The sequence below is a fragment of the Paenibacillus harenae genome, from assembly GCF_030812415.1.
Lineage (GTDB): Bacteria > Bacillota > Bacilli > Paenibacillales > Paenibacillaceae > Pristimantibacillus > Pristimantibacillus harenae_A.
The window spans coordinates 293468-319938 of sequence record NZ_JAUSST010000002.1 but is presented as its reverse complement, the minus strand read 5'-3'; the positions used below and the strand labels follow the sequence as shown (position 1 = coordinate 319938).

Below are 26471 nucleotides of genomic sequence, written 5' to 3'. Positions count from 1 at the left end.
TTATCTTATACTTCGCATAGTAGACTTGGCTATAAGGAAAGAACCGGGCTCTCTTCAAACCATGAGAGAACCGGTCCGTCATTTGTTGGCTGTGTTACTCGGCCACCGTGTATTTAATCTGATCCACCAGCATCACTTCGCCTGATGCTTTTATCCCTTTGATCGTATGCGGTCCGTCAGTCAAGCCATTCGAGCTGAAGAGATTCTGGCCCGTCAACCGGCTGGCATGATAAGCGCTGACCGTCTGAACGAAAGCACCGTCCACATAGATGTCGATATTGCCCTGCTGCGGCCCTTTCGGCCCGATTACCTCCACGCTCGTACCGATGAAGGAATACGCAAAGGAATCTCCGTTGGTTTCCGTGTATAGCACGTCCTGCCGGTAATCGGCTTTGAATGAAAGCGTCAGAGCGGCGGTGCCTGCCTGCAGCGTTGCCAAGTACTGCTTCTTCACGGTTAGCTGATTCCCGGACAGATTGTAATCCTTGCCTTGCTTCAATTCATAGTGGCCGTTCGAGATGCCGATCAGATTGCTTCCATCCACCTCCAGCGCAACGACCACATCTTCCTTCTCCGGAGGATTTTTATCGAACACCCCCTTATCCGGCGTTAACCGCGAAGCCTTTTGCACCCGCAATTGATCGAGAAGCATGTACGAGCCGGATTGCTTCACTGCCTTGAGCGTATGGACGCCATCCGGCAAGTCCGCTATGACGTACAGCGGTTCCTGCGCCGCCCTGCTGTCGCGGTACGCGCTGACCGTCTGTTGGAATTGGCCGTCCACGTAAATGTCGACGTCCCCTTGGGACGTATCCATTTCGGTCAATAGCTCGATGCCCGTGCCGTGGAACGCATATTCGAAGAAAGCGCCGTTAACTTCGGCGAAATGGACATCGTCCTTGTAATCGCCGAATGACCGGTTTCTGCTGTGCTGCCATGCTCCCGAATACGCAATGCCCGCATCCGCATCGTTCACGGAGACGAAACGGCCTCTTGACGTATCGCGCACCGCGACGGCCAGCGTTTGCGGGGAACCCTCGGTAAAGGCGAAGGTCAGATTCGCCATTCCGATATCCAAACCGGCCAAGTAGCTTCGCTTCAAGGTCAGCTCGTTGCCGGTTAACGTGTAATCCACCCCTTCGGTCAATACGTTCGCGCCGTTCGATACTTCGGTAAGCAAATTACCGTTAAGCGCAAGAGTGACGGTCGGTTCGGACTGTTCCGAGATTTGCTGATCGAAGCTTACCGTCGTAGGGCTGATCGAGCTTTGCAGCACCTGCGATGCCGACGTTACCTTCAGTTCGTCGAGCAGCATGTAATTGCCTGATTTCTTCACCGCTTTGAGCGTATGCGTGCCTTCCGGCAAGTCGGACGCCGAATATACGGTTTGTCTAGTTAGCCGGCTCGAGTGGTACGTATCGACCGTCTCCTGGAATAGGCCATCCAAATAAATATCCACTTCCCCTTGCGAGGAATCTTTCTCCGTCACGTACTCGATCCCGGACCCGGTAAATTCATATTCGAAAGAATCGCCGTTCGCTTCCGTATAGTGAACGTCATCGTTGTAGTCGCCAAGCCCGCGGCTATAACTGTACCCCCATGAGCCGTTGTAGGAGATGGCCGAGTCATTATCGTTAAGCGAGATAATCTGGGTCGTCGTATCCGCGACCGTAACTGCCAGCATCTGCGTTTCGCCTCCGGAGAAGGCGAAGACGAGCCTTGTCGTACCTTCCGGCTCCGAGGCGAGGTACTCCTTCTTGATTGTTATCTCGCTGCCCGAGACGGTGTAGTCCGTTCCCGATGCGAGCGGCGTTCCGGCGTTCGTGATGCCTGTGAGAGCAGGACCGCCCGGCGTCAGCTCGGTCATTACGTCACGCTGCAGCGAAGACTTCTTGTTAAAACTTCCTTCCGAAGGGAGGATAAGATCCGGCTTCGTTACCTTCAATTTATCCAGCAACATGAAGATGCCCGATTTCTTCACCGCCTTCAGCGTATGGACGCCGTCCGTCAAGCCTGTGACGGCATAAACGGTTTGTTGGGAAAGCCGGTTGGCATCGTAAGTGTCGACAGTTTGTTGGAACGCCCCGTCCAAGTAAATATCGATCTCGCCCTGCGAGTCATGCTTCTCCGTGATGAGCTCGATGCCCGTGCCGGTGAACTCATATTCGAAGTAATCGCCGTTCGCCTCCGTGAAGTGGACGTCATCGCCGTAATCGCCCAATCCGCGGTTCCAGCTTCGATGCCACGAGCCCGCGTAGGCGATCGCCGAGTCATCGTCGTTCAAGTTCGCAATGACGCCGTCCGTCGTATCGCTGACCGTAATCGAGAGCGTCTGTTCCAAGCCGGCGCTGAAGCCGACCGATAACCTCGTCTCGCCTACGGGCAGTCCGGTCAAGTACTCCTTCTTGATCGTCAAGGTCGAGCCGGACACCGTGTAATCGGTCCCGTTCGATAGAGCCGCGCCACCGTTCGAAACGCTGCTCAGCGTATTGCCGTTAAGCGTTAACGAAATCGAAATGTCGGCTTGCGCGGAGGGTTTCTTGTTGAACTTCGCCGAGCTTGGTTCGATGAGGCTGTTCCGAACGCGGGAATCGGTAACGGACACGAGCAGATTTTGCTTGCCTCCGGTTTCCTCATAACCTCCGTTCGTGCTCCAAGCTCCGTCGAAGGAGAAGCCGTGATCGTCGTCATTGGCGCTTACCGCCCCGTCAAGCGGCGTCACTTTAAGCAAACGGGAGCCATGAGCGGCCAAATTCGCCGAGCTGAAGCCGTCATTGAAAGTTCCGAGATCCGATTTGCTCCACAGATCACGTACGGATGCCGGTCCGGATAGTCCGATATCGTTCCAGTCGGCTTCAACCGTCGCGGCTGCGTCGTCCAGATTGAACAATGCGACCGTAAAGCTGCCGTCTCCGTTATTGGCGTACCATACCTGCTGCTCGGTCTCGGTCGATACCGGTCTGGTCGGACGGCCGTTCTGGTTGACCGCGATGACCTCCTCGTTCGTAAGCAGCTCAAGGCCGTAGCTGTCCAGCTTCGTCATGTCATTGCCGATATATAGCGGCGCGGCAGACATCGCCCACAGCGTCATGGCAGTCTTGCGCTCGTCTTGCGTAATGCCGTCCATCGCCCCGTTGCCCACGTTGAGCGAATCGAAGTCGTTCCAACCTCCCGGTTCGCCGTGCGGCCACCATTGCTCCGCCTTCGGGAACAACCTTGCGATGCTGCTCCAGCTCGTCAGCCCTGCCGTGCCGCAATAACATTCGATATCCCAGTCGACGCGCCAGCCGTTGGCATACTGCTTCCAGGTGTCTATGTAGTTGATGTCCAGTGCCCACGACAGCTCCAGCCATATGCCGTGCGGCGCAAGCGCAGCCGACCAAGCCGCCACGTCGTCGCGCGCGTCCAGCGACAGGTCGGAGATGCCCGATCCCGGCGTCACGCTGTCGAATTTGAGAAAGTCGATGCCCCATTCGGCATACAAGTCCGCAATGGAGTTAATGTAGCTCTGGGCGCAAGGGTTCGAGAAATCGATCTTGTAGCCTAAATTCCAGTAATCCGCCTGCGCCAGCGGCTGAGCGGCGATATCCCGCATCGAGCAGCCCGGCGCGCCGAAGATAGGCAGATCGTCCTCGTAAGCTTGCGGCGACAAGCCCGGAATGCCGTAGATGCCGATCTTCTGACCGTTCGCATGAACGTAGTCGATCACTTCCTGGAAGCCGTTCGGATAATGCGTCGTGCTTGGAATCGGGCGGCCGTATCCGTCCATGTCTCCGTTCCAGCCGGCGTCAATGTTGATGTATTCATAGCCGTACGGCTGCAGCAGCATATGCATCGCATCGGATTGCGCTTTAATCTGCGCGGCGGAAATAATCCCGTTGTTCCCGCTGTACACCTGCATGCTGAAGCTGCTCCAACCCATGTACGGCTTCTGTCCAAGGCCGTTATCGGCCGCTTCGGCTTCATTGAATGCCGGAGGCACATAAGCAAGCTGCACCGCGAACATGACGAAAGCAAGGAAAGACAGGCGCCATTTTCTCATCGACTTATCCACTTCATTCATCCCCTTTTACGTCAATGTAGCCGAGAGCCCGGATCAATCCATTGTCCGGGCTCAGCGGTTCATTCATGCTTTCCGTTATTTATTCGAGGTGTCGTATGCTTTCTGCAGGATTTCCAAATAACGGTCAACCTTCAGATCCTTCAATCCTTTGACATAAGCGTCCCAATCTTTGGTCAGATCCTTGTTGCCGGTAACGAATTGCAGCGCGCTCTGCTCCACGTATTTGCGAAGGTTCGTCTGCAGGATGCTCGCTTCGTCGGCTTCCGCCGGATCGACCCATACCGACCAAAGCGGGAATAGCTCCTTAGGCTCATGGCCTTCGTAAAGCAGCGTCGCTTGGTAGAGACGGCGCTCGTAAGCGTTGGAATCGTAAATGTCGGTCCCTTGCACGAAGCTGTCGCGATATTCGGCTGGCATATAGAAGTGGCCCATGCCGCTCCAGCCGGCATTGCGCGGAGCTTCCCCTTCGGCAGCGGGGATCGCCTTGATCATCGCTTTGACGCCTTCGCCAAGAGCGACATCCTCGGGTCCTGGGCGTTCCCAATCGATGCCTTCCATGCCGGATGCCGCATTCGTCTGCCCTTCCCATGTGTACATGTAATCGACGAGCTTAATGAGTGCGATTTGAGCTTCTTTGCTCGCTTTGTTCGTAATGACGAACTTCGCGCCAGGCGCTACGCCGCCGCCGTCATGCGTCGCGAACGACGAGCCGTTCGGTCCGGTAAGCGGTGGAAGCGGATTGTAATCGGCCGAATATTTATTGCCCTTGTCGATATTGACGAAGATGGCGGGATGCATGCCCGCGCCGGCGCCGAGAATTTGCGTATCCGCGTTTTCGCCGATTTTTTTGAACGCCTCGGCATTTTGGGTGAACGCGCCCGGATCGATCAGTCCTTCGTCGTACAACGATTTGGCGAAGGCCAGCCCTGCTCTCCACTCCTCCTTGATTGCAGCCGACTCGACTTTTCCATTCGTCAGGTTCAAGTAATTCCGGTCGTCATTATAGACGAACGCGTTCATGAGGAACGGAAGCACCCGTACGCCGAAATCTTCGGTCGAGCCGCTGAGCGGAACTTCGTCCTTCACGCCGTTTCCGTTCGGATCGCCGTTCTTGAACGCCCGCAGCACATCGCGGAATTGTTCAGGCGTCGTCGGCATTTCCAGATTCAGCTTCTCCAGCCAAGATGTGTTGAGCCATAACTTATTCGGATACGAGCAGTGGAAGCATTGCGCATAAGCTACGAGCCCGTAGATGTTGCCGTCCGGCGCCGTATTAAACGCCTTCAGGTCGGCATTCGATTCCATAGCCGCTTTAATGTTCGGCGCATATTCATCAATGAGGTCGTTCAGAGGCACGATTACGCCTTGCTTGCCGTACTTCAGCACGTCCGTCTGCGTGAATTGATCCACGTAGCCCGTCAGGATGTAGGCATCCGGATAGTCGCCGCTCGCGAGCGAGATTTGGCGTTTCTCCTTCGCCCCGTCGGACGGGATGACCTCGAAGTTGAACTTGATGTTGAACATGTCCTGCACATGCTGGGTGAATTTGTTTGTCGGAAGATCGATGCCCTGCTCCTGTACGGCGAATACGCTTATCTCTACCGGACCGGACGGCTTCTCTCCTGCGTCGCCCGATTGCTCTGGCGGCGACGAAGCGTTGCCGGGCTGATTGTTATTGGATGAGCACGCGGCAAGCATCAGGCTTACCGACAACATAATGGCGAATAAACCCGCGATTCTCTTTTTCAATGGTATCGCTCCCTTTTTTATTGAGTGAATGGTTGGTCTTAACGCGATATATCGCGATGTTGGGCGAGCAAACCTACATAAGCGCCACCTCCTTAAAAGATTGTTTGTGCGGGACAGACATTAGCCCTTCACCGATCCGACCATCATCCCCTGCACGAAGTAGCGTTGAACGAACGGGTAGATGACAAGCACGGGCAGCGTCGCCACGACGATCAACGAATACTTCAGTAGCTCGGCAAGCTGCTGACGCTCGACCTGCTTCATGGCATCGTTCAATCCCGCCGCGCTGTTGTTCTGTATAATGATGCTTCGCAAAATAAGCTGCAGCGGAAATTTGTCGGCGGTTTTCAAATAGATCAGCGCGTCGAAATACGCATTCCATTGGCCGACGGCGTACATGAGGACGAGAACGGCGATGATCGGCATGGACAATGGAACAACAATGCTCCGTAAAAAACGCAGATCGCTGCAGCCGTCCATCTCGCTCGCTTCGAACAATTCGTCCGGGATCGAGGACTGGAAGAAGGACCTTGCGATGATGACCTGCCATACCCAGATCGCGTTCGGAATGAGCAGCGCCCATCTGGAGTCGATCAGACCGACTTCCTTGACGACCATATACGTCGGAATGAGTCCGCCGCTGAACAGCAGCGTGAACGTAATGAGCATCATGAGCGCGTTCCGTCCGAAAAACGTTTTGCGCGACAGCGGATAGGCGATCATGATCGTTAAGACGACGCTGATGAGCGTACCCGCTCCCGTATAGAAGATCGAGTTGCCGTAACCGGACACCACTTGCTTATTCTGGAACAGCACCTTGAAGCCTTCCAGCGAGAAGTCTACCGGCCAAAGCCATACTTTGCCGGACGTCACAGCCGCGGGACTGCTTAAGGAGCTGCTGACGATGTAGATGAGCGGATACAGTACCGCAACAAGCACTAGGACCAGAATAATGTAGATGATGAACAGGAATAATTTGTCCCCGGCCGAATCCTTGATTTTGTAATTCGTTCTTTGTGCAGCCATGGTACGCTTATGCTCCCCTTTCCTTACCAGATGCTTGTGTTCGAGAACCGCTTGGCTAAGCCGTTCACCGACGTTAGCAGGATGAGATTGATGACGGAATTGAACAAGCCGACCGCCGTCGCGAAGCTGTAGTTGGCGTTAAGCAACCCGACGCTGTACACGTACGTCGCGATGATTTCCGAATTGACGAGATTCAGCGGATTTTGCAGCAGGTATATTTTCTCGAAGCCGATCGCCATGACGCTGCCTACGTTCAGAATTAGCACGATCATGATAGTAGGCAGAATGCCCGGAAGATCCACGTGAAGAATTTTTTGGAATCGGGATGCCCCGTCTACCTTGGCTGCTTCATACAGCGTAGGATCGATGCCGGCAATCGCTGCCAAATAGATTACCGCCGAATAACCTGCCGTTTGCCAAATGTCCGACCATACATAAATCGATCTGAACATGCCGGGTTCGCCGAGAAAATTGACCGAATCCAGTCCGATCGCGTTCATCGCGATATTGACGAAGCCGAGCCGCGGAGACAGAAACAACATGATAATCGATACCATGACGACGGTCGAGATGAAATACGGAGCGAAAGATACCATTTGCACAACCTTCTTGAACCGTCCGCTTCGAACCTCGTTCAGCATCAAAGCAAGCAGAATCGGTATCGGAAATCCTGCCAGCAGCAAATAACCGCTAATGAGCAGCGTGTTTTTGACGAGCGGCCAAAACATCGGATTGTCGAAAAACAAATTGAAGTTTTTCATCCCTACCCACGGGCTGCCCCAAATGCCCTTGATTACGTTGTAGTCTTTGAAGGCGAGCACGGTATTGAGCATCGGATAATACTTGAAGATGAGAAAAAACAGCAGGGGCGGAACGACAATCATATAAAGCTGCCAATGCTTTCTCATGCTCCTTCCCGCTTCCTCCAGCAGCCCCCGCTTCCCGCTTCGCCGAATGGCACTTTCGCTTTGGTTTAAAGCCAATTGATCTTTCAGAACGATCCCTCCCTAAGTCACTTGCCGCGATGAATTGTTAGCGCTTTCTATACCGCTGATCATAATGGTTAGCAAGGGCTTTGCGGTAGGTACAGTTGCTCTTTTCGGGGTACAGTTACCCCGATTTCGCAGGTGCAAATGACCTTTCTGCGTACGTTTGCGCGCGTGCGGCGCGGTGAAACACGTCTGCTCAGGTGAAGTAACTTCATTTCGTCGAATTCATTTCTCTCATTGTCACGAATGTGGCCCCGAAATGCCGCTTATACGTATATAACAAGCTATAAAAAAGAACCGTCCCGCAAAGTCTGAATAGACTTTGCGGGACGGTTCTGCTGCCGCACCCGAATGATTATTTTAAAGCCGAGTCGTACGCCTTCTGCATAATGACCACATAACGGTCCACGTTCAGACCGCGAAGTCCCTTCACGTAGCTCTCCCAATCCTCATCCAGGTTCAGGTTGCCGGTAATGAACTGCAGCGCATGCTCCTCGATGTAATTTTTGAGGTTAATCTGCAGAAAATTGACTTCGTCGGCCTCATCCGGATGAATCCAGAGCGTTTCTACCGACAATACCTCATCCGGCTTATGTCCGTCATACAGCTTCGTCGCTTCCATCAGCCTTCGCTCATAGCCGTCAGGGGCATAAATATCCATGCCTTGCACCCAGCTTTCGCGATATGCCTTCGGCATATAGAAATGTCCCATCCCGCTCCAATTGGAGTTATTCGGTTTCTCGCCGTCCTTATCCGGAATGCTGGCGAATGCCGGCTTCATGGCTGGATTCATCGCCAGCTCTCCCGGTGCGGGCTTTCGCCAATCGACGCCTTCGACTCCAACCTCGGCGAAAGCCTGGCCTTCCGGCGTGTACATATAATCGACCATCCGAATCAAAGCGATCTGCGCTTCGCGGCTTGCCTTATTCGTGATGACGAACTTCGCTCCCGGCGCCACGCCGATTCGACTGTACGTTGCGAATGACGCATACGGACCTTGTAAAGGAGCAAGCGGTCTGTAATCGCTCCCCCTCGTGTTGTCCGGCCCGACGTCCACGAAGATCGCCGGATGCATCGCCGCTGCCGCGCCAAGCAGCTGCTCGCCGTCGTTCTCTCCAATCCGCTTGAAAGCTTCGGCGTTTTGGGTGAATGCGCCCGGATCGATGAGTCCCTCATCGTATAGCGATTTGATATAGGCGAGCCCTTCTCTCCACTCCGGCGTGTCGGCTACCGTATCGACGCGTCCTTCCGTCAGATGAAGATACGTACGGTCGTCGTCATAAATGAAGCCGTTCATTAGAAAAGGGATGACGCGAACGCCGAAATCCTCGATCGAGCCGCTAAGCGGAATTTCGTCCGCTACGCCGTTGCCGTTCGGGTCCTTCGTCTTGAACGCACGCAACACCTCTCTGAATTGCTCCGTCGTCTGCGGCATTGCGAGCCCTAACTGCTCCATCCATTTCGTATTCAGCCACATCTTGCTAGGATAGGAGCAATGGTAACATTCGCTGTACCCGACCAAGCCGTAAATGTTCCCATCCGGCGCCGTGCTGTATGCTCTTAGAGTCGGATTCTGTTCCATGGAGGCTTTGATATGAGGCGCGTACTGTTCGATTAACTCGTTCAAAGGCAAGATGACACCTTGTTGCCCGTACCTAAGTACGTCCGCTTGCGAGAACTGGTCAATATACGAAGTCAGAATATAGGCATCAGCGTAGTCGCCGCCGGCAAGCGAGATTTGGCGTCTCTCTCTTGCTCCTTCGAAAGGAACGGCAATCCATTCAAACTTCGCGTTGAACTTATTCTCCAGCTCCTTCGAGAAATCATTGGTTGCAAGATCAAACCACGCATCCTGCTGGGCGAACACGCGGATAGGAACGGCATCGGCATCCTTGCCGCTCCCGGCATCCGAATCTCGCTTATTATTCATATCCGTACAGCCTCCGAGAATAAGGGAGATCAGCAATACGGCAACGAGCCGAATGATATACTTCTGCAACTTGCTCCACTCCTTATCCGTCCAGGGCGGACTGTCTGAATACGCTCGGCGATACGCCTCTTACCCGCTTGAAAGCCCTACGGAAAGAGTGCGAGCTGTTATAGCCTACTCTGGAGGCAATCTCGTCAACAGTCAATACTTCGTTATGAAGCAGCTCGGCCGCTTGCTCCATCCTTACGTTCTCTAGATAATCAGACAGATTGACGCCCGTCACTTCCTTGAACAGCTGCGAGATATATTTCTCGGGCCGTTCCACTTGCTCGGCTACCCGATATAACGTCAGCGCGGAATCCGTATAAGCCGATTCGATATACGTCTTGATCTGCTCGACCGTCCGCGTATGACTATCGTTCTTGCGGCTATGAACAACTTCGCATAGCACGTTCATAACGGCAGCCAGCTCGACTTGAATCGCTTCCAGCGGCTCAGCCGGCTGGATGGCGATAATGCGGTTCTTCATTTCCTCGAACGATTCCGATTCGATGAATACCTTCTGATCAAGCAGCTTCAAGAAAGTCCCTTTCATTTCACCAGCTAATTGCTGCTTCATCTCATAAGAAAGTTCTCTATGCACCGTATTTTGCGAAATGATCGTATGCAAAATCCGGGTTGCTTCCTCCTGCTCGCCGGCACGAACGGTGCCGATCAAACGAAGCTCCAGCTCAAGCGGGTAATGGTAAGTCGAACTTTCTTGCCGCGTGTCCTCGAACCAGCTCAGCTCTTTCCTGTTCTGGTGAACGGCTACGTCCAGCGTCTGCTTCGCCTGCTCGAACGATTGACTAACTTCCGTCACCGCTTGGAACATGCCGCCAAGCGCTACGGTCGTCGAGATCCGGTATTCCTCGAACGCAAGCCGCGATATGCGCTCCAACGTCATCGTCACTTCATCCTTGCCGATTTCGACCGCTGTCGGTTCATCCATATAGGCAAAGAGGAATACAATCTTGTCTGAGCCGATGTCTGTCATACGTACCGAGCTTCCGGTGTCGATCAATGCCTGCTTCAAAATAAGACGTGCCGCGTTCAGCTCGTTCAGAACCTCGACGTTGTCCATCAACGGGTAACCGTTCACTTGCATAATACCGACATACCCTGTGTCGCCGGTCAATCCGGCGTTCGCCTGAACGGCAGCCGCTATAATTTCATCCCTCGTCTGGAACTCGCCTGCAAGCAAACGTTTGAAGAAAGCGTCGCGCACGAGCGGTGCTTGCCGATGCAGCTCGGATTCCAGCCGTCTGTTATTCGTAAGCATCTGCGAAATATTACCGTGCAGAAAATCGTATTCGTTGCGTTCCGATTGACCTTCTTGCCCGAATTGCTCCTTCATAACGCCGACGATCCGTATAATCGGAGCGCTGTTCCGGTACGAGAGAAGCAAACCCGCAGCAACGCCTATAAACAGCGCGACGCCGGTTACAGACCACGTAATGTATTTGATTTGATTTGCGCTCCCCATCAGAACATGCCTTGGAATGCCGGCTCTATAGACCCAATTGGTCGTGTCGGAGCGAATCGTAATGACAAGATCGTCTTCGTAAAATTGGCTCAGCTTCTCCCCATCGAAGCTGCTGTCCGCCGATAGCAGGCCGACATGGGCTTCATCGGTACCCTGCAAACCAACCGTATGGCCGGCCGCGTCGGAAATATGAACCCATCCTCCGTATCGGTCCGTTATGCCGGACAGCAAATCGGTCATTTTCTGCTGATCGATGATTACGACGACGACCGCTGGTGAAGAACCTGTGAAGCTGTCAAGAGGCAGAGACTGCATATAGGTCACGACCGAGGTTTCGTTCTTATTGTCCATGAACGGGCTTAACGGCATCATCTCGCTCCGGTGAGTTCCTTCTAGAACCGTGCTCTTCCACTTCTCGAACGGCATATCCTCGTAATGATAGCTTTCATAATAATGCTCCGGCCGGAAATAAGCCGAACCCGGCGTCAAGAGTACGTTATAGTTGCTCAAATAAACATAATAATGCTTCAGAAAATCATTCGTTTGGCCGAATGTGAGGACGTTCCTCATCATTTTCCAAATCCCATACACATTGGACGCATCGCCCGATCCGTTTTCGTTCATCAAAATGTTCAAATCCTGATTGATCGCAAGCTGCCTCGTGAAGCCTTCAACCTCCGCCATACGTCGTTCCAATAGCTCCTTGCTCTTCTGGAGCTGCGTCACGCTGTTCTCGATCGAGACGGATTCCGTCACGGTTATCGCGGTCTTGTACGACATATAACCCGCAATGCTTGGAATGATCAGAATAATAATGTAAGAGATGAGAAACCGTCTGAACACCCGTGAATATTTGGGCAAGTCAAGGCCTCCTTCCGGTTCAACATTGAGAGCGCTATCATAACTAATTATACCTCAAACCGCAATACTGCTAAGATAAAAAAACAACTGTCCGCTACAGTTGCTTATGATGGATTAGGTAGCAAACCTCAACTAATCTACTTCTTGAATAGGATACCGACAGTCGCCTGTTCCGTAAAGGTACAATCGTGGCCTAAGGCGTACCATTTTCCGCTTTGCCGCACAACAATCGCCGATAGTACGCGGACAATTGGCCTGCACAAGAAAAAATCCAGCCACTATTCGTGACTGGTTTCTCAATATCAAATACGATTCAAATACGTTTACTCACGATATCGATTACCGCACGGTACAGATTCGGCGGGTACTCTGCAATTCGGTGGCACAGATACAAATACCACTCATGACCATAAGGAAGATAGATTCTTACCGGGTGCCCGGCTGCCTTCAGCTTGCTTCCCAGCTCCGGACGAATACCGTACAGCATCTCGAATTCGGCATTTCCATAAGCTAGCCACCTGCGCTTTAGCCCTTCATCCACAATCCCTTCATCATGGGTGGCAATCGACACGTGATGTCCTTGGCGGATGGCGCTTTCCACAAGCTCCAAATAACGTTCGTTAAGAGCTGAAGATCGAGGGATTGCGCGGTCTTCCGGTTCTTGATAGGCGCCTTTCACGATCCGTATACGACGCGGCGACGCAGCTAGAGCTTCCAAATCCTGCTTCGTTCGAATTAAATGCGCTTGCAACGTAATGCCTATGTTCGAATAACTTGCTGCAGCCCTAGCGTAGACAGAGAGTATTTCCTCCGTCTTGCTGGACTCTTCCATGCTGATGAATAACTCCATCTCCGTTTCGACAGTTCCGGCATAGGCCGCCACATCCATCAGATGGGAGTAAGCAAGCTCCTTATCCAACGAAAGCCCGATATGCGACAGATCGAAGGATACGCGAGCTGGAAGTCCGGCCCGACCCAAATCTTGAATAAGCGCCTTCATCTCCGCAGCAGCCGCTTCGCACTCGTCAGCATCCGTCGTATTCTCACCGATATATTCGATGGAAATCTTATACCCTTCCGCGGCCAGCCGGCGGCTAGCGGCAACTCCCTCTTGACGAGTTTCACCTGTAACATACCGAGAAGCGGCCTGCTGAAGCAGCATATAGAGCTCTGGCGTCCGCTCTACGTAAGTTTTTAGGTCTTCACGGCGAGCGATTGACTTTAGAGCCGCTGAAAATTGTTTTTCCAAATTTAATTCATATTGCATACAACATCTCTCCCTTACTCAAGTTCCTTCAATTGTACGGAGTAGAGGGCTGACGGTATTGTACAAAATTGCTCTTTGTTATGTGTTATTAACATGACAATGTGTAAGAATACGGTGTTGCCCCTACAATCCTGCCGAACGTTCTCGCAAAATGGCTCTGGTCATAAAATCCCGCATCTGTTGCAATGTCTGCAATCGGTCGTTGCTTCATTAATTCTGCCTTGGCATAATTAATGCGGAGCAGATTCTGATAGGCATGCGGAGGCAGATGATTCCATCGTTTAAACAACCGAATGAGATGAAATCGGCTTATTCCCGTTACGTTCTCGAGCTCCTTCATCGTTAGCTTCTCTGTAAAATGCTCGTGCATATAGTCTTGGATTAGCTTGACGTACTTCTGCTCCTGCTTGCCCTGTTTTATCTCATGCACCAAATCTGAAGCATTCCGTCTTACGAGCGCATGCATAAGCTCGATCAAAGCCGTCTCGATCTCAAGCGGCGAGCCTTTTTCCCTAAGAGCATCCATGATCTGGTTAATTTGAATGCGACAGACTTTATTTTTGTCCTCGGCCAATAGAAACGGGATTTGAAGCTGTTCTCGCTCATGCAGCTCAAGCTCAAGCTGCTCTAACCAAGCCTGCTTGACGAACAGCATTTTGTAATTCCACTCCATTCCCGTCTCCGGCTGACAGGCATGCAGCATCACCGGCGGAAAACTTATTGCCTTCCCATCCTCAACCCGGTGCATGGTTCCGTCACACCAAGCGTTCGTCACACCTTTATCGATTAACCCGATCGAATATTCCTCATGAAAATGCTTTTGGTACGCTAGATCGCTCTTCAGACATCGCTTAGCCTCCAAGAAAGGCAGCGCCTCATGGCGGTAAAAGGTCACATCAGACATGTTTCGAGTCCTCGTTTCATTAACGGAAAGTTTCAACACAATCAAAAAAGCCCTCCCGCTCGAAGGCGGAAGGGCCCAGCGTGCTCGAACGATACTACTACAGCTTAAACGGCTTTACCGATTCGTTCAAGTCAACCGAAAGAGAAGACAGCTGCTGGATGGCAGCCGATATTTCCTGAATGGACGCGCTTTGCTGCTGTGCGGACGATGTAATATCTGCCTCTTGCTCGCTTGCTCCTATCTCGTTCAGTATGACAGCATGGTTGCAGCAGAACAATTTCCTCCTTCTACAGCTATGATTCAGCGGGTTTTCTTATCATCCCGTTCGTTTTAAGATTAATAGATTAAATTTAACAGAGAGGAGATTATCTATGACAGACGAAGCATACAGCGAATTAATTGTCAAATCACTATTAAACAAAGGGAACAACAAGAGATTAAAAACCGCCATCGAAAAAGCGAAAAGAGGCGAAGAGGTTACGGTCGCCTACATTGGCGGCTCCATTACTCACGGCGCGGGAGCCAATCCGCTCCATACCGAATGCTATGCTTATCGGTCATATTCCACTTTTAAATCGATGTTCGGCAAGGACGGCGGTGATTCTATTCGTTTCATCAAAGCCGGATTGGGCGGCACGCCCTCCGAGCTGGGGATGATTCGTTATCAGAGGGATGTTCTGAGAGACGGGGCCGTACGCCCTGATATCGTCATTGTGGAATTTGCAGTCAATGACGCCGACGACGAAACGGAAGGGAACTGTTACGAAAGCCTGGTATTAAAAGCTCTGACTGCTGACAACGCGCCTGCCGTCATCCTATTGTTCAGTGTGTTCGAAAGCAACTGGAATTTGCAGGAGCGGCTTGCACCCGTTGGTTATCATTATGAGCTTCCCATGGTAAGCATAAAAGATGCGGTGGTGGACCAATTTCAGAAAACCAAGGACGAGGGGAACATCATTACCAAAGAGCAATTTTTCAGCGACATATACCATCCGACCAATGCAGGTCATACAATCATGGCCGATTGTCTAGGCTGGCTGTTCGCCGAGACCGACCGTTCCGCCATGGATCGTGAAGATATTGTGATCGACAAGCCGCCGGTAATCGGTAATGACTTTGTCCATGTTCGTTTATTGGATCGCGCCAACGGCTCTAGCATAGCCAAGATATCGGAAGGAGGCTTCGACGCAACCGATACCGAACTTCAACTGGCAGAGATGGACGACCATCCCTACGGCACGCCGCAATTCCCCAACAATTGGATGCATACGACAGATTCGAGTAACCACAACTTTACTATGACGATTCGCAGTAAAAGTCTCCTTTTGGTCTATAAAGATTCAGGAAGCGACGATTACGGGAGCGCTAACATTTACGTAGACGGCGCGCTTGTGAAAGTCGTTGACCCACAGGCTGTCAAATGGACCCATTGCCATGTCGTCATCTTGTATACGGATCAAGAATCGCGTGAACACACGGTGGAAATCGGGATGTCGCCCAAGCACGTGGGCAAGAAGTTTACGATCCTGGGCTTTGGCTTATCGTAACTAGAGTCCAAGGAATCACATACAAAATAAAAGGTCACTCTCTAAAAGGAGACCACTGAAGAACTCGGTTTTTCAGAGCAGCCTAATGTGGTTAAACAAAAGACGGCCTCCATTCCCTAATACTGGGTATTGAGGTCTTCTTTTCGCTGTACATTTTGGTAAGCTCGATCCCAATATTCGTCGGAACCGTAAGCTTACTCACAAGGCGGCTAGCGGTTTCCTTAGATACGCGGATAACGTTGCGAGGCACAATGCCCTCAATATTTGCTATCGCAGACTCCCAATCATAAGGCTCTGCTTACTCCGGCAACGACGCCCCTTCCAAGTCGATGAGATCGGTCATAAAGCTCCGATAGTTACCGCCGCTCTCATTGTTCCAACGGATCACGTACGTATGATTCCTTGCGTCATACTCGCAGGCCGCGACCTTAACATAGTCGTCACATTTTTCAGATCAATCACTCCGATTTCCTTATATTGAAGCAGATCGGAAGAAGTAAACAATAGGATCGAACCTTTACTCTGCTCGCCGTTTTGTCCATCCGCTTCCGTACGTACAGCAACAACGCCGAAATCACCGTTAACTAGTTGAAAGAGATAAGGATTTTTAAATTTTGGCATTCATCGTCCCGTTCTCGTTATCCGTTGCTTTGGCAAACAGAACGCCAGAATTATGATTTAATTCTTGATAATGCTTGCCGTCTTCGCTATAGGCAAGATGCATGCTGTATGCCAGCCTTGGCGCATAAATCATGTCCTCCAGAGGTTCTCTCGTATACCATAGAACGTAATGGCTTTCATTTTTCGTTTCAGATAGCAAGGTTGCTCGTTCACACCTTTTTGATTGGTTTTGGAATTGAAAAGCTAGATGCGGACAGGCTGCGACCGCGGATCAACAAATAGATGGCGGCACAGGAATACCCTGCGCCGCCATCTTCTCGCTCGCTATTAGCCTTCAAGCGCTTCTTCCGGTTGGCTAATCACCTTGTAGTATGAGCCTTTCGGCTGATGCTTCGTGTCGAACAGCAACGGCCAATTTTTCCGTCCCCTCACCGGGAATCCGTCCAGCCACGTAAAGTCGTCGGCTGCTCCCCAGAATGTAACGCATGTCAGTACGTCGCTATATTCCCGGAACAACTGGAACATCTCACCGTACCTTTCCTCCTGCAGCTGCATCATCTCAGTCGTAGGTGCGGTCAGATCAGTGCGTCTGTCTTCGAACGCGAAGACCGATACGTCCATTTCTGTAATATGCAGCTGCAGTCCAAGCGATGCGTATCGGTCAATAGCGGCACGAATATCGTCCAGCGTCGGATGAGTCAGGTTCCAATGCGCCTGAAGTCCAACGCCGTGGATCGGTACGCCATTCTCCTTAAGCGACTTGACGAGTGCGTATATTTTCTCTCTCTTTGCTGGTACTGACTCGTTATAATCGTTATAAAACAGTAACGCGTCAGGATCAGCCGCATGTGCGTACTCGAACGCTTTGGCAATAAAATCGTCGCCGATAATGTCCAGCCACTTGGACGGGCGAAGCTGCTCCTCCACGCTGTCGGAGACCGCCTCGTTCACAACGTCCCATGCATAAATTTGACCCTTATAACGCCCAACAACCGTTTCGATATGCGCTTTCATACGTGCAAGCAGCGTATCGCGATCAACCAAGCCGCCGGAGCCGTTATCGAACACCCAATCGGACGTTTGGTTGTGCCATACGAGCGTATGCCCTCTGACCGCCATCTTGTTTGCTTTCGCGAATTCCATTAATCGGTCAGCTTCCTCGAACGTATACCGATCTTCGGCCGGATGCAGACGTTCGAACTTCATTTCATTCTCCGCAGTTACGCTATTGAAATGCTGCGCCAGCAGCTCGCGCTGCGAGACAAGCGTCCTCGGATTAACGGCTGCGCCGATTCGGAAATGCTGCCCGAACACTTCGTGCAGCTTCGGTGTTTGTGCAGATGTGGATTGATTCATGAATGATTGCTCCTCCTCGTTTGATCCATCGGTTATTATCGTTGCTCGCGTATAGTTTAGACCTTGCAAGCGCTGCAAACAACCCGTCGAAGTATAGGAAACGCTTTTGGAAAATAATATATTGACTTTCCCATAGGGGGAAGGTTTATCGTTAGGTTAAGCAATTCCGGCCGGAGTTCTTCATGAAAGGGTGTCATCTTTGAAAATTGGTGAGTTCGCCGTACAAAATAACGTTACTGCCAAAATGCTGCGTCACTATGACGAGATTGGTCTACTGAAGCCGTCGGCCATCGATGCTGAAACCGGGTATCGATCTTATGAGCCCGGCCAATCTCATCTATTAAATTGGATCGTCATTCTAAAAAATCTAGATTTCTCCCTTACCGAAATAAAAAAATTGTTAAGCGGCCCCATCGAAACCAGCATTATCGTTCATCAATTGATTCGCAAGCGAATTGAAATCACTTCGCTGCTCAATGAACAAATCCAGAAAAAAATCGCAATTGATAGGCTAATCACCTTAATCGAGAAGGAAGGTTTTAATATAGAAAAGAAAATAGATTTCATAACCATCGAACAGTCGAAAGCACATGAAATCAAAAAGAACATCCCCAATATGGAGATGTTTCTTGATGAAGCAGCCAGCATCTCAGCCCTATGCTCGGCAGATGATGGGGATATCTCAGTTTTTCGCTTCGATATCAGCAACTTCAAACAGGTCAACGACGATTACGGCTTCGATGTCGGCGACAACGTCATTGCCGCTTGTTACCAGATCATTGCTGCGAATGTACGAGCATCCTTAAGCCGCGCAGCCATTGGCCGCGCCCATGGAGATGAATTTGTCGTATTCGCCATAGCGGATCGGGAAACGATATCGCAGATCGCCCATTCGATTGTCGACGATATGAAAGCCTTTGATTTCAATAGCATCGGCTGTCCAAAGCAAATGGGTTGTTACATTGGCGGCTTAGTCGGGCCTGTCAGAACGATGACGGAGATTCGTAATGTCATCGAAGACTCTATCGAAACCATTAACGATGCGCGGAAAATGGGTCCTAACTCCATCGCTATCGAATCGTACAAGCTATAGAAATTGCTGGGCCCTCTTTTCGCGAGAAGAGGGCCTCCATTGTTATTTGTTGCTTGAATAGTTCTCCAATAAAGCCTCGATGGAGACCCCATTAATCTTAAGTCCAGATATGTCACAGTCTTTAATTTCCACGTTGGAAAGATTGCAGTTTGTAAAAGATGTCCCGGTTAAATCGCAGTTCTCAAACGTATTGCTCTTGCCCTCCATGCCGATATCATGGAAGTAAGCTCCACCCATTACGCACTTACCGATCTCGATTTCCCATAATCCGACTTCGATGAATTTGGCATGATGCATGTTAATGTCATGGAAGACGGTCTTGCTCATATTGATATTATCGAAACTCGCGCCTTCCAGATTAATGTTAACAAACTTCGTTTTGTACATATCGATGTCGTCAAAATCACTCTCGACCATCGCCACGCGGCGAAATTGTGTTTCGGGCATTCTTTCGTCCTGAAACACCTTCTTCTTGAACTCCTCATTCAGCTTGTTCTGATTCAGATTTTCGTTAACCATGCTTAGCAACTCCTTCTTCAATATCGTTCTCGATCTGCGGAGTCTGCTCTCTACCGCTTCGACGGACAGACCGAGGAAACTGCTGATTTCCCTGATCTTATAGTCGTCGATGTAGTAGAGAATCGTGACCGTACGGTTAGCTTCAGTTAGATTGCTAAGCGCTTGCCAGACCTCATTACGAAGCTCTTTCCTCAGCCATGTATCTTCGGCAGTTTCATGCAGCGGAATATTCTCGTTATGTTCCGGGTCGTATACGGATTCGTTTTTGCTCGACCTCAACCAATCCAAGCACTCCCTGTTCGTTACCGCGTACAGCCAGCTGCCCAGCTTATCGGGATCTTTAAGGCTGGACAATTTCTTGAAAGCTTTGACGAACACTTCCTGCGCAATATCCTGCGCCCTATGGAAATCGCCCAGCTTGCCGTACGCTGCCCCGTATACCGCATTCGCATATCTGCCGATTAAGTCGCTGAATGCCTCGCTATCGCCTTTGCATGCCCTCTTAACCAATTCTGCTTCCGTAACAGACAAGTTGCTCCTCCTCAAATCGATCTATATATTAGACGGGAGTTCATTGAAGAAACCGTCGCGCTCTCAAAAATTATTTCTCATTCGCAAAATTATAGATGTCGCCTCTCTCAAGTGAATCCAATCGAACATCACCGTATTTTTTCCAATGGTAAGCACTATGAAAATGATCAAAATGCACCCCTTCGCTCTCTACTACGGAAGAAAGACTAAAACCATAAAATTGGATTTCATTATGTAATTTAGTTAAAGCCTCACGATATGGATCTGTGATGTTTTTCCCTATCTCAGACTTGATAAATTGGCCATATTCTTTTTTTTGAATTCTTATTTCTCCAAAAGCTAGTACAGATAAAGTTCCCCCACTTTTTAAAAGGCGCTTGATAACTGGAAAAATCTCTATTCTAGGATTCGTGTGAATCATATCATAGATCATTAAAAAATCGATACTACTATCAGGCACATGGCCTAACTCAAGATGGTTGGCACATGTTATATCCACATTAGATAATCCTGCATCTAGTAGTCTTTGAGAAGTACCTTTCAATATTTTCTTATCATAATCTACAGCTACGACTCTCCCTTCCGATCCAACAGAAATCGCTGCCGGTATTGTGTAATGACCTAATCCGCATCCTAGATCCATGGCGAGCATAGCGTTATGAAGCCCACATTTACGCAAAGTATCTACAGCGCTGGTCATTTCCCACTGGCACACTTCTTCGTAAAGCGTTCAATTTCTCATTCCTCTCTAAGTGAATATTATCGCTTCTCAACCTTCTCATAGAATTGCAGCGTTGTATAATAATCGACCTTACCATTATCAATCAGAAACTCTTCGTAACACCCGCCCGTAGTCTTGTATTCGGGATGTTGCTCCAACCATTTCATAAACGTTGCCCAATCTTTCTCCAAAAAATGATGTACCCCATCAGCTACGGCAAACATTCCGCCTTCGTAATCTTTCCCCGCATGGCGATGCTTTTCCACCCAATTGATCATGACGTCGAACGCTTCGTATTTCAGCTTGGCAGCGTCATTGCCGACTGCCCGATAAAATGCGGCTTTGAAAGGGGCCACTTCCGTTATCCTGTTATCCGAAGGAAGCTTGATTGGTACAAAGATATCCATCTCCGGCGGTGTGAGCGAACAACGCTTATCGTAGTACTCGATTACGGAGATCGGTGATAGGCGCAAATGCCCCGTCTGGTAGGTACTATTCAGGAACCACTCGCCATAGACATAATCCAAGGTCTGGCCCAACGTTTCGGCAGGCGGACCCACATGAGTTGCCATAGCATATGTCAGCGGTGGGATTCGCTTGCCTGCCGCGCCGTAAGGAACAGCATCTAGTTCCTCCACCTCAAAGCCCACGAAATAAATGAACTTCCCGTCCTCGTCAATAAACTTAAAGCATATTCTGCATCGTCCTCCGGCCTACCCCTATTCGGTACGTTCGAGAATAGTTGTTGATAACTTTGAAAATGGTGCTCCCACACGCTGGCGATAGACATTTCTCCTTGCTCATTGCCAATACGCCCCTCTACACCGAGCAAGTACATTGAAGGCTTGTCCACGATTTGAACATTTACCACATTTGGTACTCCCTTCTTAAAAAATGGAGTTTTCTTCGCAGCACGTAATTCATCGGTGTAAATCCTGTTAGAAGGGTAAACAGCTTGAAAAAGTGCGACTTGGAGAGAGCCCCGATCTCGGCAAGTCTGTTGCTATCGAAGCCTTCCTCTATGTGTTCGTCGATGTAATGAATAACGGTTTGAATATGAGCTTCCAACACTCGTCACCCCCTGCTGAGAATCACTATACCATTTCAACAAATACCATACTCGACGAAAATTCCGTTCTTGTTCATTAGTCAACAAAAAAGCTGCCAACTTATCGGCAGCCTTCCTTGCAAGATCCATACCGAATCTTGCGTTTTCTGGAGCAATGTCAACTACTTTTACTTCTTTAGCCCCCATCAATGCTATTGATATTGCTTTAGTTCCATTTGATCCGAGTAGATTCAAGACACGTTTTCCTCTAACATTGCCAATGTAGTCAGCCGGTATCTTAATTCTCTTCTTTGGATCGTCCATGATTCTTTTAGCTTCTTGTTCTATCGATCCAAAGCGATCAAGCCATGCTTGGTATCGCTCCTGATTCGCGAACGGAAAACAATCGTAAGCAAGCATCAAGTCGGCCACTGCTTTAGCAGCTGCCACCGTGTATTTCCCGTAGTCCCCGGCATCGTGCCAGCCGCCCGCAGACGGAAGTTTTTCCGACTCATCCCCGTAAACAGTACCGTGTGCCAGATGGCATGCTTTGTGTGACCAAACTCCCGCATACGGCGTTTCCAAATCCATACCGCAACGTTGGAAATAAAAGCTTTTCAATAATGCGTCCGTTACGTTATTATAAACATCTTCCGCAACTGGAAACGGATAGGATGTACCTAAAGCGGGAATGCGGATCGAGTAGGTACCTATGGAGCGGTATTCAGTGAAATCCCCGCGAAATATGCTCTCTCCGCTGGAAGTATCTTCGATCGGTCCTGCTAATCCGCCTGTGTAGACCACATTGCCGTTTGTCAGGTCAATAATCTCAAAATATCCTCCCGCGCCGTTAACAACAAAATGCTTACGGTCGGATGGGCGATAACCGGCTTGATTCACGCGAATTTGATGGTTTGGTGTACTTGGTTTAAACATTCCGCACGCCTCCTAAACAATGGATTTCGGTGAATGCTCTCGCCGAGTCTACTCTATTGTAAATCAAGGCCAGGATGCTTAACCGCTAGCTATTTCACTTTAGTAGTCGCTGTGATCGGCACTGTAGGATCAGATTCCCCATTCGGATGCATAGCGGTAATGTAGTAATAATACGTCGTACCGGGCCGAAGCTTATTGATCACGTAATTGACGTCCGTAATCGGCTGATTCGTCAGCTTCACGAAAGGTCCGTCTGCCGTAGTCGATTGGTACACGTTGTAACCGATCGCTCCGTCTGCCTCCGACCAATTCAATTTAACGACCTGATGGTTTAACGCCCTTGCCTGGACAACCTCCGGCTTCGGAAGCTCCATGAATTGAAGAACTCCGAGCCTCGATGTGTTCTGATAAGACTGGCCTGTCGGGTCATTCCAAATGGCTATGCTGTCTCTCTGGCCGTCTCCATTCTCATCGTTATTGACTTGGAAGTCAAAGCCGATTATTGTGCCTCCTTTCGGAGTAATCGTGTCCAGCGCAATAGCCGCTTCAATGATATACCCGCCGTCAACCAGCTTCACTGCGGATTGATAATTATCAGCATTTGCACGGCCGCCGAATGACTTAACGTTGTTAAAATTAATGCGGTACTGGCCGTCATCCGACTGGTACGATTGCGTTTTTCCGTTGTTCTGGTCAACGAATATTTCTACGGAATCCTGCTCCCAAGCGTTCGGACTTTGATCGCTGAGCAGAGAATCGGTCACTGCCGCGTAAACATAAAGATGTTGTTTGTCCCACAACGTCTTAATTGTCGCAGTAGAGCCGTTGTTCCCTTGTACCCATACATTGGTGTCAAGGTCCTCCGCATACGCCCAAACGCTGTCCATCTCTCCATCGATCTGAGGAGTACCGTACTGGATTTGAGCGACTTTCGAGCCTTCAATAAGAGTTAGCGCTCCATATCCTTCGCTGTAGGCGTTCTGCATATTGCTCAGATCGCTCCAGGAAACTACCGCGCCATTGCCGCCGTGCTCGGAACCGTCATTAACCAACGTATCCGTTACTCTCACATCGAACCGCACCGTTTCTCCCGGCTCGTTGGTTCCCGTAAGCGGAATCGCGGCTTCAACCATGTATCCGTCGCTCACTTCAACGACCGAGGTATCCGTTCTTGGAATGATATATTGTTTGATTTCGTTATTATCCAGTACGAAAAGCTCGATTTGATCCCCTGGACGGATCGTGTTGTCTTTTACAACGACGCGAGCGTACAGATTCGAAGCGTCCCATAACGTTTTAAATTGCGCTTGCAATGTCCCGCTTTGTTCTGTAGAAAGGGCAGTCACCGTATCCCACACCAAATCCGTAGCCCCGTCGATTACCGGAGTGCCTTGAGCAGCGTTGCCATCCTTCACAACGATCGGAAGCACTGGAGGAATCAAGGTTTTTACGGCTTCCACCATTCCCCAGTAAGCAAGTTTCGCCTGATATTTCTTATCGAATGCGAACGGCGCGTCAAAACGGTTATCTTCACTCCTATGCAGCCATGAATGATCGTCTGCGATTCCCCAAAACGTTACATTGCTGATCCAGCCTTCAGGATTATACGCGGCAGTAGACGGGTCGGCATGCTTGCCCATTTCATCCAAGCGCACCAACTCTTTAAACAATTCCTTGAATCGGTAGCCCTGCTGCAGAAGGATAGCTTCCGGAACCGGATCGTAATTTGTACTGTTCGAGGTATAGACGGAAATATCCAGTTCCGTGACCTGATTGTCAAAGCCGGCCTCGGCGAATTTCTGGATGGATTCCGATATCTGCTCAATGGAAGGTCCGCTAATATTAATGTGCGTCTGGTGGCCTACGCCGTCAATCGGAACTCCTTCATCTCTAAGGGACGTCACCAGGTTGAACAAAATGTCGCGTTTACGCGGACTGTGCGTGTTGTAATCGTTAATGTACAGCTTTGCCGAAGGGTCCGCTGCGTGCGCCGCTTCGAAAGCCCATTTGATGAAGTCCGTCCCGGTAATGCGGTACCAGTAGCTGTCCCGCATGCCGTCCGGACGCCCTTCGTCGATAACTTCGTTTACAACGTCGTAGTAATCCGCTACGCCCTTATATTGTGTGACCACTCTTGTGATGTAATCTTTCAATCGCGTTTCTACCAGCGCTTTATTGGCCTCAGTTGCCTCCAGCCAATTGCCGCTCGCATCCTTCAGCATCCAGTCGGCGCCTTGCGCATGCCACAACAGCGTATGGAACCGAAGCTTCATGTCATGGTTATCCGCATACTGCGCGATTGTATTCGGGGTCGAGATGTTGAATGCGCTTTCAGTCGGGCTGATTGATCCTGGCTTCATCGAGTTTTCAGCAACGAGCGAATTGAAATGCTTATTCAGCAATTCGCTCACCGTGCCGGACAGTCTATCCGGTTCAACGGCAGCCCCGATCTCAAAGTAATCCGAATACAAATCCTTCAAGCTGTAGAGCTCATCCTGAATGGGAAGCGGCTCCTCAAGGGCGCCGGCGTAAGTTAAGGAGAAGTCATCGATGTAGAACGTTCTTGGCCCGCCATTATCGTCTGCGGTTTCCACGTAGGCGTTCAGGATGACAGGCGTAGTATTCATCGTTACCTTACCCCTCAGCTGTACCCACTGACTATCCGTTACGGTCGCGTTACCGGATACATTCGCGTACGAGCTTTCGCCCAGCTGCAAGCTCATCCGGAGTCGCGTCTGTTCCTGGCCTGGGGCCATCTTCACCCAAACCGATAAGTTGTATTCATGATTTTTGTGCATCTTGCCAAGAATGTTCAATAGCGGTCCGTCATACTGACCGGCTGCCGTCGTCAACAAGCTCATGGCGCCGCCTGCCGTGTGATTGTCCGTATTGGTCGCTTCTATCCCGCCGGCTCCGAATCGTCTCACCCAGTCTCCTTGACCGTCCTCAAAGTCCGCCATGACACCGGATTGGTCAAGTTCGCCGGGCTCTTCGGTCTCGCCGGGAGTGACGTCGACGATCATGAACTCGTCAAGATATACATCAGCCGTAGAAGCCGAGTCGGTAACGGATTCGAGATAGACGCGGAATGCGGTCGTGTTGCTCGGAACCTCGTACCCCTTCAACTCGTAGGTGGTCCAAGCCGTATCGGCAACCGCTTTGTCGCCGATAATCCAAGAGTAGTTGGTGCTGCCGCCCGATGTAACCGCCGCAGTCAGGTGAAACGTGTCCGTTCCTTGTCCCAGTCTAACTTTAAAAGAAATATCATAAATCCGGTCCGAATTCATAATACCGGTTAAAACCTTGCTAAGGCTGCTGCTTCTCGACGAGCGGTTCGTCAGTTTCAGCGATTTCGTCCCCGCGGAGGCTGCATCCGAAGACACTGCCACATTGCCGGAGCCTCCCCACGGCAGAAGATCCCAACCACCCGTCTGATCGTCCTCAAAGCTCTGCTCCAACACGACGGTGCTTGCCGCTGCAGCTGTATCAGCCAGCATTCCCAATCCTTGCGGCAAGAGCAGCGTAACAGCCAGTAAAACTGCGAACACCGATTTAAACCTTTTCAACATTCAATAATTCCTCCGATCAGGATAGAGTTCGAATATTTCGTAAGCGCTTTCATTTATTACTCAAAATAAGCGGTTCTCCCTCCTTTCGCTGACTATTATAGCGGTTTCATCCATGCTGTAATACCTGTTAAAATCTAGTTATTTTATGAAATAAGGCTCAACCTTAAAATCAGTGCTCGACTGTTAGCTCAACATCCGATGGCGGTTGCATTCGAT

At 50.4% G+C, this 26471-nt stretch carries 19 protein-coding genes; 2 read left to right on the top strand and 17 right to left on the bottom strand.

The features are described 5' to 3' along the window. Positions 1–94 precede the first annotated feature (94 nt). From J2T14_RS06360 to J2T14_RS06320, 9 genes are all read right to left on the bottom strand, one after another. Positions 95–4042, bottom strand: coding sequence for a X2-like carbohydrate binding domain-containing protein (locus J2T14_RS06360; protein ID WP_307469038.1), 3948 nt, complete (start codon positions 4040–4042; stop codon positions 95–97). A gap of 96 nt (positions 4043–4138) precedes the next feature. Beyond that, entirely contained in the window at positions 4139–5812 is a 1674-nt protein-coding gene (locus J2T14_RS06355; RefSeq protein ID WP_373458114.1) for an extracellular solute-binding protein, read from the bottom strand. A gap of 120 nt (positions 5813–5932) precedes the next feature. Further along, entirely contained in the window at positions 5933–6838 is a 906-nt protein-coding gene (locus J2T14_RS06350) for a carbohydrate ABC transporter permease (RefSeq protein ID WP_307469036.1), read from the bottom strand. A 23-nt stretch (positions 6839–6861) separates the two neighbouring features. Then, the gene (locus tag J2T14_RS06345; protein ID WP_307469034.1) at positions 6862–7746 is read right to left on the bottom strand and encodes an ABC transporter permease; all 885 of its coding nucleotides are present in this window, start codon (positions 7744–7746) and stop codon (positions 6862–6864) included. A gap of 436 nt (positions 7747–8182) precedes the next feature. After that, positions 8183–9826 carry an extracellular solute-binding protein gene (locus tag J2T14_RS06340; RefSeq protein ID WP_307469032.1) on the bottom strand — a complete coding sequence of 548 codons (1644 nt, stop codon included), beginning with the start codon at positions 9824–9826 and terminating at the stop codon, positions 8183–8185. Positions 9827–9839: 13 nt separating this feature from the next. Continuing rightward, positions 9840–12143, bottom strand: coding sequence for a helix-turn-helix domain-containing protein (locus J2T14_RS06335; RefSeq protein WP_307469030.1), 2304 nt, complete (start codon positions 12141–12143; stop codon positions 9840–9842). A gap of 313 nt (positions 12144–12456) precedes the next feature. Then, positions 12457–13410: a proline dehydrogenase family protein gene (locus tag J2T14_RS06330; RefSeq protein WP_307469028.1), complete on the bottom strand. Its 954-nt coding sequence runs from the start codon at positions 13408–13410 to the stop codon at positions 12457–12459. Between the two features lie 88 nt (positions 13411–13498). Next, entirely contained in the window at positions 13499–14314 is an 816-nt protein-coding gene (locus J2T14_RS06325; protein ID WP_307469025.1) for a helix-turn-helix domain-containing protein, read from the bottom strand. A 97-nt stretch (positions 14315–14411) separates the two neighbouring features. After that, positions 14412–14591 carry a hypothetical protein gene (locus J2T14_RS06320; protein ID WP_307469022.1) on the bottom strand — a complete coding sequence of 60 codons (180 nt, stop codon included), beginning with the start codon at positions 14589–14591 and terminating at the stop codon, positions 14412–14414. Between the two features lie 94 nt (positions 14592–14685). On the opposite strand from J2T14_RS06320, the gene J2T14_RS06315 reads away from it, so the two are divergent. Further along, complete coding sequence (locus tag J2T14_RS06315) at positions 14686–15861, top strand: SGNH/GDSL hydrolase family protein (protein WP_307469020.1); 1176 nt, start codon at positions 14686–14688, stop codon at positions 15859–15861. Positions 15862–16245: 384 nt separating this feature from the next. Here the strand turns inward: J2T14_RS06315 and J2T14_RS06310 are convergent, their stop codons facing one another. The 3 genes from J2T14_RS06310 to J2T14_RS06300 all read right to left on the bottom strand — a co-directional run bounded on the left by J2T14_RS06310 (position 16246) and on the right by J2T14_RS06300 (position 17838). Then, positions 16246–16482: a hypothetical protein gene (locus tag J2T14_RS06310; RefSeq protein WP_307469018.1), complete on the bottom strand. Its 237-nt coding sequence runs from the start codon at positions 16480–16482 to the stop codon at positions 16246–16248. Next, on the bottom strand, positions 16469–16681 hold the full coding sequence (locus J2T14_RS06305) for a hypothetical protein (RefSeq protein ID WP_307469017.1): 213 nt from the start codon (positions 16679–16681) through the stop codon (positions 16469–16471). Before J2T14_RS06305 ends, J2T14_RS06310 begins: the two co-directional genes overlap by 14 nt. Positions 16682–16809: 128 nt before the next feature. After that, positions 16810–17838 (bottom strand): endo-1,4-beta-xylanase, encoded by a 1029-nt coding sequence (locus tag J2T14_RS06300; RefSeq protein WP_307203514.1) that lies wholly within the window; start codon positions 17836–17838, stop codon positions 16810–16812. A gap of 199 nt (positions 17839–18037) precedes the next feature. On the opposite strand from J2T14_RS06300, the gene J2T14_RS06295 reads away from it, so the two are divergent. After that, positions 18038–18931, top strand: coding sequence for a diguanylate cyclase (locus J2T14_RS06295; RefSeq protein WP_307469013.1), 894 nt, complete (start codon positions 18038–18040; stop codon positions 18929–18931). Positions 18932–18973: 42 nt separating this feature from the next. Here the strand turns inward: J2T14_RS06295 and J2T14_RS06290 are convergent, their stop codons facing one another. The 5 genes from J2T14_RS06290 to J2T14_RS06270 all read right to left on the bottom strand — a co-directional run bounded on the left by J2T14_RS06290 (position 18974) and on the right by J2T14_RS06270 (position 26255). Further along, on the bottom strand, positions 18974–19981 hold the full coding sequence (locus J2T14_RS06290) for a sigma-70 family RNA polymerase sigma factor (protein WP_307469010.1): 1008 nt from the start codon (positions 19979–19981) through the stop codon (positions 18974–18976). Between the two features lie 70 nt (positions 19982–20051). Continuing rightward, the gene (locus J2T14_RS06285) at positions 20052–20681 is read right to left on the bottom strand and encodes a class I SAM-dependent methyltransferase (RefSeq protein ID WP_307469008.1); all 630 of its coding nucleotides are present in this window, start codon (positions 20679–20681) and stop codon (positions 20052–20054) included. A gap of 59 nt (positions 20682–20740) precedes the next feature. Continuing rightward, positions 20741–21397 (bottom strand): GyrI-like domain-containing protein, encoded by a 657-nt coding sequence (locus J2T14_RS06280; RefSeq protein WP_307470386.1) that lies wholly within the window; start codon positions 21395–21397, stop codon positions 20741–20743. A gap of 308 nt (positions 21398–21705) precedes the next feature. Beyond that, positions 21706–22686: a glycoside hydrolase family 9 protein gene (locus tag J2T14_RS06275; RefSeq protein ID WP_307469005.1), complete on the bottom strand. Its 981-nt coding sequence runs from the start codon at positions 22684–22686 to the stop codon at positions 21706–21708. A gap of 89 nt (positions 22687–22775) precedes the next feature. Then, positions 22776–26255: an endo-1,4-beta-xylanase gene (locus J2T14_RS06270; RefSeq protein ID WP_307469002.1), complete on the bottom strand. Its 3480-nt coding sequence runs from the start codon at positions 26253–26255 to the stop codon at positions 22776–22778. Positions 26256–26471: the final 216 nt, after the last annotated feature.

What these genes read in the sequence shown, in the direction of transcription:
- J2T14_RS06315 (WP_307469020.1), top strand. Translation starts at nt 14,686, where the DNA reads ATGACAGACGAAGCATACAGCGAATTAATTGTCAAATCACTATTAAAC.
- J2T14_RS06310 (WP_307469018.1), bottom strand. Translation starts at nt 16,482, where the DNA reads ATGCCAAAATTTAAAAATCCTTATCTCTTTCAACTAGTTAACGGTGAT.
- J2T14_RS06350 (WP_307469036.1), bottom strand. Translation starts at nt 6,838, where the DNA reads ATGGCTGCACAAAGAACGAATTACAAAATCAAGGATTCGGCCGGGGAC.
- J2T14_RS06330 (WP_307469028.1), bottom strand. Translation starts at nt 13,410, where the DNA reads ATGCAATATGAATTAAATTTGGAAAAACAATTTTCAGCGGCTCTAAAG.
- J2T14_RS06325 (WP_307469025.1), bottom strand. Translation starts at nt 14,314, where the DNA reads ATGTCTGATGTGACCTTTTACCGCCATGAGGCGCTGCCTTTCTTGGAG.
- J2T14_RS06360 (WP_307469038.1), bottom strand. Translation starts at nt 4,042, where the DNA reads ATGAGAAAATGGCGCCTGTCTTTCCTTGCTTTCGTCATGTTCGCGGTG.
- J2T14_RS06270 (WP_307469002.1), bottom strand. Translation starts at nt 26,255, where the DNA reads ATGTTGAAAAGGTTTAAATCGGTGTTCGCAGTTTTACTGGCTGTTACG.
- J2T14_RS06345 (WP_307469034.1), bottom strand. Translation starts at nt 7,746, where the DNA reads ATGAGAAAGCATTGGCAGCTTTATATGATTGTCGTTCCGCCCCTGCTG.
- J2T14_RS06285 (WP_307469008.1), bottom strand. Translation starts at nt 20,681, where the DNA reads ATGACCAGCGCTGTAGATACTTTGCGTAAATGTGGGCTTCATAACGCT.
- J2T14_RS06300 (WP_307203514.1), bottom strand. Translation starts at nt 17,838, where the DNA reads ATGAATCAATCCACATCTGCACAAACACCGAAGCTGCACGAAGTGTTC.
- J2T14_RS06275 (WP_307469005.1), bottom strand. Translation starts at nt 22,686, where the DNA reads ATGTTTAAACCAAGTACACCAAACCATCAAATTCGCGTGAATCAAGCC.